The organism is Pseudoalteromonas sp. PAR1 (assembly GCF_947311895.1).
GTDB lineage: Bacteria > Pseudomonadota > Gammaproteobacteria > Enterobacterales > Alteromonadaceae > Pseudoalteromonas > Pseudoalteromonas lipolytica_C.
Window position 1 is genome coordinate 59,566 of sequence record NZ_CAMZMY010000018.1, and the last position, 12,657, is coordinate 72,222.

Here is a 12,657-nt window from a genome sequence, read left to right on the forward strand (position 1 = left end):
GGGTTTACATTACACTTGCTCAATTTTAGTTCAGCACAAATTCATGCCAAAGTATTAATGTTAAATATAAAGGTTTTTGTTTAACTAGTTTAACTATCTAAAGAAAGATTAAATGGTCTGTTAAATGCATAAAATAGTGTGACTGAAGTGTAATAAAGATACCGTCAAATTTTGCACATAAGCTTAAAAATGAAGGGTGATTAGATGAAGTTTTATATTGTAAAGAAAGACTCTCGTTTAGCAGCCATTCCAGCTCAAGAAGCAATTCTTAACGAGTACGAAAATCGTGGTTTTGAATTTGTAGAAGTGATTGCCGCCTGTGATGAGTCAGATGCATTATCGCGCACAAACCCGGTGATAAAAAGGCCAAAAAAATGGCTGATTTACCCAACTGCCTTCATAATTTTATCCTTTGTTATATTTATTTTCGCAATAAATTAAATTTTATGGCATTTTCTATTGAAATTTACTGCCATTTATATTTAAAATCGCCCACTTTTTTGATTTTGGGGTCTGCGTAGTTCGTAATTGCGCCTCAAAATGTTTTGGTAATCAGCATAGAATTCGGTGAGCGTATGGATTTTTATATCCTAAAAAAACAACAAGAACTAATTGCAATTCCAGCGGACGAACAAAATTGTAAACAGTACCTAGATTCAGGGTATTTTTATATTGATAAAGTAGCAGCTTGTAATGAAAGTAATGCACTTAAAATATTACAAGCAAAGCAAACTAAAGCGCTTAAAGTACCATTAATTATGGCTCTACTGGCGTTACCTATGGTTGTATTTGCCTGGTATAGCTTAAGTTAGCAAGCCAGGCTGGGCATCTTGGCTCAGCTTAGGTATATTGACGCTCTTAATAAATAATAAGAGCGTTAAATGAAAGTCCTTCATACATCTGATTGGCATTTAGGCCAACAATTCTACGAGCACTCCCGATTCGATGAACATCAAGCGTTTTTAGCTTGGTTAACCGATACGCTTGTTTCAGAACAGATCGACTTACTGCTAGTTGCGGGTGACATTTATCATACGGCAACACCACCTGCCAGCGCAGAAAACCAACTCTACCAATTTATTAAAACCACCAAGCAGCATTGCCCTGACTTACACATAGTCATTATTGCTGGTAACCACGACTCTGCAAATCGAATAATGGCTGCAAAACCTTTATTAGCTCAGTTTGATACCCATGTTGTTGGCCGCTTTGATAGTAACGCCCCTCATGAAGTAGTACTACCAATCAGCACAAAAAACGGCGATGCGAATGTTGTTGCCATGCCATTTTTACGTAGCAGTGATTTAAGCAGCTATAACCGCCAACAAGAGCAACCGTTAAGTTACAACCAAGCCGTTGCTCTTGCCTACAAAGATGCATTACAAGCCGCAAGCGAATTACCAAACGCGCCATTAATTGCGATGGGCCACTTACATGCAAAAGGTGGAGACATCTCATCAGATTCTGAACGCAATTTAGTTATAGGTGGCGAAGATGCAATATCGGCTAGCATATTTACAGATCAACCTGATTATGTCGCGCTAGGACATCTTCATAAAGCACAAACCGTCGCCAAGAAAGACACCATTCGCTACAGTGGCACGCCAATGCCGATGTCATTTTCTGAAAGACGCTATCAGCATCAAGTTGTGATAGTTGAGCTTAGTGACTCAGGTACTACTGTAAACCCCCTTTACATTCCTAGCTTTTGTAAAGTCATGTTGCTGCCAGAAAAAAACTGTGTGCCACTAAACGAATTATGTGAGCTTATAAAACAACTCGATTTAACAGATCAAGATTTAGCGCCATACCTGCGGGTTAAATTGAGCGCCCATGACACTGACACCACTTTCAGAGAACAAATAGAACAAGCCCTTGAAGGTAAACAAGTTAAGTTCTGTGGCATTGAAAGGGTTCGTCAACAGAGTAGCCAGCAAGACGATGAACAAACCCTATTTGAAGATGTCTCACAAATTGAAGCGCTGAACCCACACTCACTTTTAGAGCAAGCATTTGCTAACAATAAAGATATGGCAGGGCAGGCTGTGCCAAAAGAGCTAGAAAGCTTATTAAGCCAAGTAATCGATGAATTGAATGCGGAGGACCTACTATGAAAATTTTAGCGATTCGTGTTCATCAACTAGCCTCTATCTTAGACGCCGAAGTCGACTTTAGCGCTTCGCCTTTAAAAGAAGCGGGGTTGTTTGCCATCACGGGTGATACCGGGGCGGGTAAAAGTACTTTACTCGATGCCATTTGCTTAGCGCTTTATAACAAAACAGCAAGATTACGTGGTGATACAGGCAATAAAATTGACTTTAACGGCGACAATATCAAACTCAATGACTCGCGAAACTTATTACGCCGCGGGGCAGGGCAGGGCTTTGCAGAAGTCGACTTTATTGGCCAAGACAAACAATCATATCGCGCAAGATTAAGCTTTAGCCGAGCGCGTAATAAAGCCGATGGCAAATTACAACCCGCACAACATAGCCTGTACTCATTACCTGATGAAACCCTAATTGCTGATAGGAGTGCTGCTGGTAAAGAAATCGAGCGTATTATCGGCTTGAGCTTTGAGCAGTTCTCACGAGCAGTACTGCTTGCACAGCATGAATTTGCCGCTTTTTTAAAAGCAACTGGGGATGAACGTGCGCAACTACTTGAATGCTTAACAGGCACCGATAAATTCAGCCGTATTGGTCAGCGAATTTTTGAGCGCCATCGTGAACAGCTGCAAGCTTTAGAGCAGTTAAAGCTAAGTTTAAGCAACTATCAGGTTTTAAGCCCTGAAGAAGTCAAAACTAAACAAGCAGAGCAAAAAGCGCTTGAGGCTAAACTTGCTGAGTTGCAAAAACAAATAAAACAATTTGAACAGTACCAAGCGTGGTACAAACAAGCATCTCAGCAGCAGCAACAACTAAACCAAGCTGAGCAAGCCAAGCAAGAGTTACAGCAACAAATGCACGCGCTTGCTGAAAAAGCCACTGAAGCGAAACAAGCTCAACAATGCCTAGAAATAAAAGATAACCGTGAACGTGTGGCGACTCTTAGCGTTCAACATGAGCAACTAATTAAAAACCGTAAGCAGCTTTTAAACGTTGATCATAAAACACTGATCAAAGACGCTGAGCAAACCCTTGAAAAGCAAACCGCACAACTAAACCAAGCTAAGCAAGCACAAAAAGACGCGCAGCCTATTATTAGCCAGGCCCGTGAGTTAGATAAGCAACTTGCTGTATTAAACCAGCAAGCAGCGGCGCAAAAAGTACACGCAGAGAAAGCGAAACACCATCATCAAGAGCTGACTAATACACTAAATAGCCATAAAGCAGAGCAGCAAAAACAGCTTGAGCAACAAGCACAAATAAATAGCTATTTAGAAACACATGCACAATGGCAACCATTAGCAAAAGACTGGTCATTCTATAAAAGTGAGTTAAGCCGCTTTAGCCAGCAACTGCACACAATTAGCCAATCACAGCAAAACGTAAAAGCTCTTCAACCTAAGATTGATGAGCAGCAAGCAGCCGCGCAGCAGTGTAAAACTCAATACCAAGCCCTTGAGCAAGAAATTAAGCGCCTAAATGAGCAAGATATCGCCTTTAAATCGAGTTTAAATACTCAATCAATGGCCGATATCGACGCTAGGCTTGATGCGATTAAGCACCTGATTGAAAAGCGCCAAGTATGGCAAACTAATCAGCAGCAGTTAAAAAATTGGCAAACACAATTAAACACATTAAGCCAGACTGAGCAGCAACTGCAAACGGCATTAAAAGATGCGCAGCAAGGTGCAGAGCAAGCACAGCAGCAGGTTTCGTTTTGTGAGCAAAACTTACAGCAAGTGCAGTTAAGAGCCAGTGAAGGGGTCAGCCAGTTACGCGCCACTTTAAAAGCAGGGGAGCCGTGTGCAGTATGTGGCTCAAAAGAACACCCCTTTATGCATGAAGAAATGGTAAACGAGCAATTTAGTCAACTTATTAACGACTTTACCAGCCAGTTAACTAACGCCAAACAGCACTTAAAAGCTCAGCAAGCATTACAGCAAGCTAAAAGTAATGAGCTGGCGGCATGCAGCCAACAGATAAGCTCGTTAACAGGGCAAATCTCAGAACTGAGCGCTCAACAACAGAGCCTCAAAGAAACCATGGCGGCTAATCGAACTGAGCTAAATGATTTGACCGAAGTTCAGTTAAACGAGCGTCAACAACAGCTCAGCCTGCAAAAACAGCAATATTACAAAACCCTTGAGCAGCAACAGCAGTTGCAAAACACGCTTGCGGCTAAGCAAACTGAGTATAATCAGCAAGGACAAGCGCTTCATAGCAAAGAGCAGCAGTTAAACGAGTTGCAGCAACAACTAAATAATCTGCAAACACGTTTAAATGAGCTCAATGATGAGCATCAGCAGCTTTATACGACACTGAATCAACAGTTCACCAGTGCACCTTGGTGGCAGGCACTCAATACACAAAACACTTCTTTAGAGAACATTGCTGAGCACGTTGAGGCTTATCAAACTTCGCTGCAAACTGCGGATGAACTTAAAACGAACTTAAAAGCCATTGAGCAGCATCTTGCGCATTTAACGCCGCAGCTTAACGAAGCACATACCTCTTTAACTCATTGCAACGAGCAACTAAGCCAAACTCAAAACGAATTAACGCAGATACAATCAAAGCGCGAGGGCTTATTGAGTAACGCAGCGATTTCGGTAGATGAGTTTATTACAGAGCTTGAAAAAGCGATAGATTCAGCGCAGCAAGCACTACAACTTGCCCAGACAACCCATAATAATGCGGTGAAGGCGCGTGACGAACAAGCTATTCAAATAGCTAACCTTGATGAGCGTGAGAAAGAGCTAAACGCTGAACAATCGGCACTTAATGAGCGCTTTAGTCTGTGGTTTAACGATTTTAAAGCGCAGCACCCAAGCTTAGATGAGCAAGCCGTTAGTCAGCTATTAACGATAAGCCCTGCTGAAATCAAACAAACTTTGGCTGATTATCACACCGCCGAGAGTAACTTAAAAGATGCTGAGGCTCTTTTAAAACAACGACAGCAGGCTTTGGCTCAGCATCAAAAAGATAAGCCAGCTCTCGATGAAGATGAGCTGCAAATACAGCTTAATCAAGCCACAGAGCAACAAGTGCAAACAAATAACGCATTATTGCAAGTTGCGACGGAGCTTAAAACCCATCAACAAAATAGCCAAGCGCTTGAAGATAAACAAAAGCAATTGGTTGATCAGCAAAAAAGCTATGAGCACTGGCATCTACTCAATAAGGTCTTGGGGGATGCCAGCGGTAAAACCATGCGTAACTTAGCGCAAACACAAACCTTAAAAATACTGCTACATTACGCGAATATTCACTTACAAACCCTAAATAAACGCTACAAATTAACAGCTATAGGGCAAACACTCGATATCGCAATTATCGATAAAGACATGGCCGATGAGCAGCGCTCTGTTAATACATTATCGGGCGGCGAGTCATTTTTAGTGTCGTTAGCACTGGCATTAGGGCTTGCCTCGTTGTCGTCGAATAAAGTACAAATAAACTCTTTGTTTATCGATGAAGGGTTTGGTACGTTGGACAGTGAAACGTTAAGCATCGCGATGGATGCTCTTGATTCTCTGCAAGCACAAGGCCGCAAAGTCGGGGTTATTTCTCACGTATCTGAAATGACCGAACGCGTTGCCACCCAAGTGCATGTAGCGAAAAAACCAGGTGGTTATTCGACCATCTCAGTTATTTAAAGGATTAGCATGCCAACTTTTAATCACGAAGAAGCAAGTCACTACGACGAACGCATTTTGCGCCTAGTTCCAGGTTATGAGTTATTACATCAAGCAACCGCCGCCCAATTAGCAACCACGCTGAGCGATGATGCGCGCATTTTAGTTGTTGGTTCCGGAACAGGTAAAGAAATCATCGAATTAGCGGCGCTAAAACCAAGCTGGCAATTTATTGCTCAAGATATTTCACAAGACATGCTCGATATTGCCGAGCAACAGTTTGGCCAGCATAACATCAGCGACCGCGTGACAGTGCACTGCGGTGATATCAACGACATCGACACTCAATGTGACGCCGCACTGTGTTTACTGGTCATGCATTTTGTTGAAGATAACGGCGATAAAAAAGCGCTATTAAAAGCGATTCACAGCAAGCTTAAGAAATCGAGCAACTTATACATTGCCGATTTAATGCGCCCAGAAACCACTTTTGAGCGCGAATCTCAACTACAGCTGTGTACACAGTTAGGTTTAACAGAAGTCGGCGTAGAACGCATGCGCCACAACCTAGAGCACGAGTTTTACCCATTAGACCGCATTCGTTTTTCAGAGTTAATGAATGAAACCCGCTTCAGCACCCCAAAACAGTATTTTAAAGTGCTTGGTTTTGCTGGGTATGTGGTTGGGAGTTAGCTCATAGATTGGGTAGAGCACAGCGAAACCCAACAAGTTAACGAGCTAAAATGGGAAAGAGTAAAACGACATCACGTAGGCGCGAAATTTATTTCGCGCGATGTTTTGTAGGTTGGGTAGAGCACAGCGAAACCTAATCAATTGTTAGTAGCCCCGCTTAACTTTCTTGTTATTTTACTTTATACCAAACAGTTACGATTACTGTTGCAGGCATCCATGAACCACCGCTTTGTGATTGAGTAATATTTTTAATTTCTATATCAGGTTGAGAGGCTAACCAAAGATTGATTTCAGTTTCTAAACCACAATCAGATGATGTAGGTGAACTAGGCCAAAAACTTTGTTTAGGCTTTATGATTTTTGTGAATATTTTAACTTCCATTTTTAGAATTACACTCTGTGATGATATTAGTAATATAACGCCGCAATAAACGGCAAGGAACGAGCCTGAGCCAAGCTTTTCGGATTCTATTTTGATTGCCTGTTATAAGTCTTTATCTTTAAAATGTTTGCAACTGAGCAAACTGTTGGCAGTCTCTAGCTTAATGCGCTTGTTAGCTTTTACATACACTGTAATCAAAATCATCCTTTATATTTGGCATTTCATCAACTTGAAAATAGCCCCAAATAGAAAAAAATAAAAAAAACAGAGGAATAAGTATATGTGCAGTTAACTTAAGATTTGCGCGCCATCCAGTAAGAATCTTTGTAGGTTGAAGCACTTTTACTCCCTTCGGTGGGAACTGTCCATGCATAAACCCCTTAATACCTACAGGTAGTGTAAATAGACCGATAAAAATAGCACTTAACAAAGGAAATCCGACAAAGGTTGAATACCATAAGACTGAAATCCCAGAATAACCGAAAGGAGTGTGACAGTGAACGGTATCTACATACCATTCTAAAAATGGAATAAACCATTTTATGCTAATTATCACGGCTAAAGCGCAAGCTAAAATAATTAATGCTTTTATTCTAATTTGTTCAGGTTTTGAATATTCTTCTGCGTATTTGATAAACTCTCTCCTTGAGTAAAAGCTAACGCCTCAAATAACAGGTTAAAATAAGCGAGGCACGAGCAAAAACCAACTGTTTTGTTCTGGTTTAATGACTTGTTAGTTCACAATTACACCAATACTAATGAAAAAACACTTAGCCAAATTAGCTGAAAGCCATATGAAATACGCTGATAGGTGCCAGGATTACTTTGGGATTTTACAGCTTTGGCCATTGCAAAAAGAAAATAAACCGCTGCGACAACAGAAAGCAATGAAAAAATACGGAAATATAACGGGATAATTTCAGTTGTTGGACTTATAGCAACTAATATCGGTGCAATAACTAATGAAAGCAACATGATAAAACCAGCCCAAGAATGTACCTTGCAATTAAAAGTTGGATTCTTAGTAAATGGATCGGCGTCCATTGGAAAGTAACCTGCGACCCATGTACCTACACCATGAGCTATAACTAACCAACCCGCAACATTCACTAAAGTTGAAACATTTGAGAGTTGAGCCAGATACCAACCGAAAAAGCAAAATAGAAAACCAAGAGGATAATTATTAATTAAAGGAGACAATTTTTCAGTTGGGCTACCAGTCGCACCTAACTCACTACAAAATTGCTTAGAATGGCTATAACCAGTATAAAACCTACCTGCTACATATACACCAATGAAAATCCAGATTGTTGCAATTAATCCTGAATAGATCGCAATACTCTCAAACACCACCAAAGTCCCTTTGTTAACTAACATTTTATCGTGCACACTTCGCGCATATTTATGCCGATGCCACGCTCATTATGTTTAATAAATCTACTATTAACAAATAACGGAATGCATTGCTAACTGTAAATTTTTTTGATGCTAAAGATATTCAGAAAGAAAAATGGCTCAATGCTCATTTTCATCATATTTGCAGGGTATATGGTTGGGAGTTAGCGAGTAATGAACCATCGCGCGAAATAAATTTCACGCCTACGCGATGTAAAACGCTGCTGCATCAAAGCTCGCTAACTTTAGTTTGTAACTCGCTAAGTTTGTTGGGTTTCGCTCCGCTCTACCCAACCTACAATAGCCTAATACCCCGCAGCCTGGCCGTCTTTGCGGGTTTCAGATGCGCCGTAATAAACGCCGGTTTTTGGGTCTTTCAATATTGCTTGATAACCACCGTATGGGCCAACGGCGTCTTGTAAGGTGTGGCCTTTCTTTATTAACTCACGACGGGTTTCCATCGAAAAACCTGACTCTAAGCTAACAAAACCACCGTCTTCCATGATCTCACCTGTCGGCTGCGATGAACCTGTGTGCAGAATACGCGGTGCATCACCGGCTTCTTGCAGGTTCATGCCAAAATCAATCATGTTGATAAGTATTTGAGCATGCATTTGTGGCTGTGTCGCACCGCCCATAACGCCATAACTCATATATGGCTTACCATCTTTGGTGACAAACGCAGGAATGATTGTATGAAATGGTCGTTTGCCTGGCTCATATTGGTTCATGTGGCCTTTTTTAAGCGCGAACATTTCGCCACGGTTTTGCAATACAAAGCCTAATTTTGCCGGTGTCATACCTGAGCCCATGCCACGGTAATTACTTTGAATAAGTGAAACCATGTTGCCGTCTTTATCGGCGGTCGTCATATAAATGGTATCGCCTTCTACTGGGCCTGCATGGTCGCGTTTTGCGGCTTTATTAGGGTCTATCAGTTTGCGTCTTTGGTCAGCATATTGCTGCGAAATAAGTGTTTGTACGGGAATGGTGTTAAATGCTGGATCGGCGTAGTACTTTGCACGATCTGCAAACGCGAGTTTTTTCGCCTCAACAAAGGTGTGAACGTATTCAGGACTATCAAAGCCCATGCCTTTGATATCGTAGCCCTCAAGAATATTGAGAATTTGCTGTGCGGCAATACCTTGGCCATTTGGTGGCAATTCCCAAAGCGTATACCCTCTATAATCGGCGCTCACAGGCTTAACCCATTCACTATAGTGCGCAGCTAAATCTTCATACGATAAGTAGCCGCCGTTTTCTTTCATGTAGCGACCAATTTCTTTAGCAATCTCGCCTTTGTAAAAAGCATCGCGGCCGCCTTTGGCAATTTTACGATAGGTGTTTGCAAGGGCTGGGTTCTTAAAAATTTCACCCTTTTCTGGCATTGCCCCATCAGGCATATAAACATCTTTAAAACCTGGGTATTTACCTCGTGCAGCCACACTTTTTTGCATGTAATAGGCAATCAACTCAGACACAGGGAAGCCATTTTCAGCATAATCGATAGCAGGTTGGAGTAGCTTTTTCATTGGCGTTTTGCCAAACTTTTTATGTAACTCAAACCAGCCATCTACAGCACCGGGGACCGACACAGGTAAAGGTCCATAAGCTGGAATGTAGTCACCCTGTGCTTTTAAAGTGTCAAAAGACAAGCTTAGTGGTGAACGGCCAGAAGCATTTAAACCATATAATTGCTTAGTTTTGTTATCCCAAACAATGGCAAATAAATCGCCACCAATTCCACAGCCAGTCGGTTCAACAAGGCCAAGCACTGCATTTGCCGCAATGGCTGCATCAATAGCGTTACCACCGTCTTTTAATACCTGTAAGCCCACTTGCGTAGCTAACGGCTGTGAGGTTGCAACCATACCTGATTGCGCGATGACCTCAGAACGACTGGCAAAGTTATGGCCGGTGATGCGATCGTAAGCTTGAGAAGCGCCTGTTGTACCTAAGCATACTGCTAGTACTAAACTTTTAATAAGTGGAGTTGGTTTCATAGTTTTTGCCCTTTTTTTTACCACTATAAAAAGCAATTAAAGATCAGGCAATGGCTTTGCGATCGAGCGCGAGAAAACACGATTGACTTCAAAAAATACCAAAACCGCAGCTAATTTACCTTAAACAAAGCCAAATTAGTAAATAGCAGAACCATTCAGACATTGCTCTGCAACTGGTGAAGTTTCACCAGTTGAGTTTATGTTCCCAGCGACAAACTGATCAATAATCGCCGCAATTTGGTTTTCTTGCTTCATGCTATCAAGCGCCTTTTGCAGCGCGGTAACTACCTCGGGCGATGTGTTTTTGTTAAGCGCTAAATAATTACCCACTAAAGCAGGGTGCTTTAGCTCAAATACCGGGGTCACTTGCTGAGGACTCATACCTACATTCATCAGTTGCGATGTTAGGGTGAGTGACGAGCCAATCAGCAAGTCATGCTTACCTTGCTTAAACATCTTTAGCTCTTCAAACTTTTTTGAATAGGTTAAAAACTGTTGGCCCTCATTAAGATTAAAATCAGCAAGAACTGTTTGATAAACATCACCACGCGATACGCCAATAGTATAGTTTTGCAACGACTTTGTACTACTTACTTTAATGTCGTTACGCTCATTTAAACGATATAAACATGAGTGCCCTGACACCAGTGGCCCAACCCAATAAAATTGTTTTTCTCGTTTTGCGGTACGCGATGTTGAATATATCCCTGTATGCGGTTGGCTCATTGTCAGTGACATGCCTCGCTTCCAAGGCAATACATTGAACGTACAATTTAGCTTGGCTTTTTCGCACAAAGATTCCATGATTTTGGTGTTAATACCGGTCAGTTGGTTGTGCTGCATAAAGTTGTAAGGAGGAAACACTTCGGTATATAAAGTCAGTTGTTCCGTGCTAGCCACTGCAGTGCTGACTGTGAATAAACTAAATAGTGTTAAATGCTTATACATCGCTCTTAACTCATTAATCAGGTTTAACAATTCGGCTCAGCTGCTTTTGCAATGTATTTAAACAAAAAGGTTTAATAATAAAGCCGTTAACTCTTGCGGTAATCATCTCATTGACGGTTTGCTTACTGTCTTCGCATGTCACCATTAGTACTGGCAAGTTAGCAAGCGTGGGCGTTTCTCTGATATGGTTCAGCAAACATCTGCCATCCATTTTAGGCATATGCAAATCAGTGATTACTAGATCAAAGGTTTGCTTCTCTAGTAAGTCAAATGCTTGTGCACCATCCGTTGCCTCAGTTATGTCATTATAATCAAGCCTACGTAACATGTTTATCAACACGTGACGCATAAGGGGCATATCATCTACAACCAATATTTTCATTAAGTGCACTATTAAAGTTTTGATTTTTTAAGCTTAGTTTGCTAACCCAATAACGCAATAAAGTAGCAGCTAAGAGACAACATCAGCGACCAATTGACTTAAGCGCGCAATTTTAATGTTGCTCAATTGGCGATAGTCAAAATAAGGGCAAACAATCACTTTACTAGACTTGTTAATTGCAAACTCATCATCAAGCCAAGTTAATTGGCAATCCAAAAGTCCGTTATTAATAAGCTGCTTAGCATAAGTTCGACCAGCAATGATGTGTAATTGCTTTGGTTTGTTTAATATCGGCGGGCTGAACAGTAACGTGGTTTGGCTATGTGCTTGCAGCAGTTGTTCATCACGAAAAGTTTGCCAATCAGGCGCCCTTTTAGCGAAATCATAAAACTCGCTTGGTAGGGCAAACAGCACTTTGCTGTATACGTTAAAAACTTTACGCCAACCATTTCCACACGCTTGGTTTATTTCGTTAATCTGGCCTGTTTGCATTGCATGCAAATGATCAAGCTGTTGCCAAGCAGGCATCGGCGGGCGCTTTTCAATATAAACAGCGACTTTAAACGCCTCATCACCAAACCCCTGTAGTGATGCACTATTAACTTCACTCATGGCTTTTTAGCTAGGATCCGATCTAGGTTATTTGCAAAGTTTTGACGGTCAGCTTGGCTTAATGGCGGCGGGCCACCGGCCATTTCAACACCACTCGAACGCATTGTTTCCATAAAGTCGCGAACATTCAAACGGGAGCGAATATTTTCGGTTGTATATAATTCACCGCGAGGATTGAGCGCTTGTGCGCCTTTTTCGATAACTTCAGCAGCTAGAGGAATATCACCAGTAATTACCAAATCATTCGGCTCGATACGTTTAACGATTTCGTTGTCAGCAATATCAAAACCCGAAGAAACTTGTAAACGGCTAATAAACTTAGAAGGAGGTACTCGCATCGCGTGATTCGCAACCAATGTGGTAAACGTTTGCGTACGCTCAGCAGCGCGAAAAAGTATCTCTTTGATAACAACGGGACAGGCATCTGCATCAACCCAAATCTTCATGGTATTCTCAATATAACTATTCTAGACTGGCATAGTTTACCTCACTTGAACTT

The 12,657-nt window shown here is 41.5% G+C and carries 13 protein-coding genes; 5 read left to right on the plus strand and 8 right to left on the minus strand.

The window, feature by feature from the left end:
* The first annotated feature begins 204 nt into the window (after positions 1 to 204).
* From QL229_RS14905 to QL229_RS14925, 5 genes are all read left to right on the plus strand, one after another.
* Positions 205 to 441 (plus strand): hypothetical protein, encoded by a 237-nt coding sequence (locus QL229_RS14905; RefSeq protein WP_135926671.1) that lies wholly within the window; start codon positions 205 to 207, stop codon positions 439 to 441.
* A gap of 134 nt (positions 442 to 575) precedes the next feature.
* Positions 576 to 812, plus strand: coding sequence for a hypothetical protein (locus QL229_RS14910; protein ID WP_135926670.1), 237 nt, complete (start codon positions 576 to 578; stop codon positions 810 to 812).
* A 69-nt stretch (positions 813 to 881) separates the two neighbouring features.
* Positions 882 to 2,114: an exonuclease SbcCD subunit D C-terminal domain-containing protein gene (locus tag QL229_RS14915; RefSeq protein WP_281547125.1), complete on the plus strand. Its 1,233-nt coding sequence runs from the start codon at positions 882 to 884 to the stop codon at positions 2,112 to 2,114.
* On the plus strand, positions 2,111 to 5,764 hold the full coding sequence (locus QL229_RS14920) for an SbcC/MukB-like Walker B domain-containing protein (RefSeq protein ID WP_281547126.1): 3,654 nt from the start codon (positions 2,111 to 2,113) through the stop codon (positions 5,762 to 5,764). The genes QL229_RS14915 and QL229_RS14920 overlap by 4 nt, the downstream gene beginning before the upstream one ends.
* A 9-nt stretch (positions 5,765 to 5,773) precedes the next feature.
* Positions 5,774 to 6,436 carry a class I SAM-dependent methyltransferase gene (locus QL229_RS14925; protein WP_138558810.1) on the plus strand — a complete coding sequence of 221 codons (663 nt, stop codon included), beginning with the start codon at positions 5,774 to 5,776 and terminating at the stop codon, positions 6,434 to 6,436.
* A 169-nt stretch (positions 6,437 to 6,605) separates the two neighbouring features.
* Here the strand turns inward: QL229_RS14925 and QL229_RS14930 are convergent, their stop codons facing one another.
* The 8 genes from QL229_RS14930 to QL229_RS14965 form a co-directional block, all read right to left on the minus strand.
* Entirely contained in the window at positions 6,606 to 6,818 is a 213-nt protein-coding gene (locus QL229_RS14930; RefSeq protein WP_138556508.1) for a hypothetical protein, read from the minus strand.
* A 172-nt stretch (positions 6,819 to 6,990) separates the two neighbouring features.
* Positions 6,991 to 7,374 carry a hypothetical protein gene (locus tag QL229_RS14935; protein ID WP_138556509.1) on the minus strand — a complete coding sequence of 128 codons (384 nt, stop codon included), beginning with the start codon at positions 7,372 to 7,374 and terminating at the stop codon, positions 6,991 to 6,993.
* Positions 7,375 to 7,562: 188 nt separating this feature from the next.
* The gene (locus QL229_RS14940) at positions 7,563 to 8,168 is read right to left on the minus strand and encodes a DUF998 domain-containing protein (RefSeq protein WP_138556577.1); all 606 of its coding nucleotides are present in this window, start codon (positions 8,166 to 8,168) and stop codon (positions 7,563 to 7,565) included.
* A 350-nt stretch (positions 8,169 to 8,518) separates the two neighbouring features.
* Positions 8,519 to 10,216, minus strand: coding sequence for a gamma-glutamyltransferase (gene ggt, locus QL229_RS14945; protein ID WP_138556510.1), 1,698 nt, complete (start codon positions 10,214 to 10,216; stop codon positions 8,519 to 8,521).
* A gap of 135 nt (positions 10,217 to 10,351) precedes the next feature.
* Positions 10,352 to 11,164, minus strand: a complete 813-nt coding sequence (locus tag QL229_RS14950; protein ID WP_138556511.1) for a transporter substrate-binding domain-containing protein — start codon at positions 11,162 to 11,164, stop codon at positions 10,352 to 10,354.
* A 13-nt stretch (positions 11,165 to 11,177) separates the two neighbouring features.
* Positions 11,178 to 11,546 carry a response regulator gene (locus QL229_RS14955; protein WP_135926663.1) on the minus strand — a complete coding sequence of 123 codons (369 nt, stop codon included), beginning with the start codon at positions 11,544 to 11,546 and terminating at the stop codon, positions 11,178 to 11,180.
* Between the two features lie 69 nt (positions 11,547 to 11,615).
* Complete coding sequence (locus tag QL229_RS14960; RefSeq protein ID WP_138556512.1) at positions 11,616 to 12,158, minus strand: hypothetical protein; 543 nt, start codon at positions 12,156 to 12,158, stop codon at positions 11,616 to 11,618.
* Positions 12,155 to 12,604, minus strand: coding sequence for a YaiI/YqxD family protein (locus QL229_RS14965; protein WP_135926661.1), 450 nt, complete (start codon positions 12,602 to 12,604; stop codon positions 12,155 to 12,157). The genes QL229_RS14960 and QL229_RS14965 overlap by 4 nt, the downstream gene beginning before the upstream one ends.
* Between the last annotated feature and the right edge of the window lie 53 nt (positions 12,605 to 12,657).

Bases quoted from the DNA above. Each gene is read 5' to 3' on its own strand.
- QL229_RS14905 (WP_135926671.1), top strand. From the start codon at position 205: ATGAAGTTTTATATTGTAAAGAAAGACTCTCGTTTAGCAGCCATTCCA.
- QL229_RS14910 (WP_135926670.1), top strand. From the start codon at position 576: ATGGATTTTTATATCCTAAAAAAACAACAAGAACTAATTGCAATTCCA.
- QL229_RS14915 (WP_281547125.1), top strand. From the start codon at position 882: ATGAAAGTCCTTCATACATCTGATTGGCATTTAGGCCAACAATTCTAC.
- QL229_RS14920 (WP_281547126.1), top strand. From the start codon at position 2,111: ATGAAAATTTTAGCGATTCGTGTTCATCAACTAGCCTCTATCTTAGAC.
- QL229_RS14925 (WP_138558810.1), top strand. From the start codon at position 5,774: ATGCCAACTTTTAATCACGAAGAAGCAAGTCACTACGACGAACGCATT.
- QL229_RS14930 (WP_138556508.1), bottom strand. From the start codon at position 6,818: ATGGAAGTTAAAATATTCACAAAAATCATAAAGCCTAAACAAAGTTTT.
- ggt (WP_138556510.1), bottom strand. From the start codon at position 10,216: ATGAAACCAACTCCACTTATTAAAAGTTTAGTACTAGCAGTATGCTTA.
- QL229_RS14950 (WP_138556511.1), bottom strand. From the start codon at position 11,164: ATGTATAAGCATTTAACACTATTTAGTTTATTCACAGTCAGCACTGCA.
- QL229_RS14955 (WP_135926663.1), bottom strand. From the start codon at position 11,546: ATGAAAATATTGGTTGTAGATGATATGCCCCTTATGCGTCACGTGTTG.
- QL229_RS14960 (WP_138556512.1), bottom strand. From the start codon at position 12,158: ATGAGTGAAGTTAATAGTGCATCACTACAGGGGTTTGGTGATGAGGCG.
- QL229_RS14965 (WP_135926661.1), bottom strand. From the start codon at position 12,604: ATGAAGATTTGGGTTGATGCAGATGCCTGTCCCGTTGTTATCAAAGAG.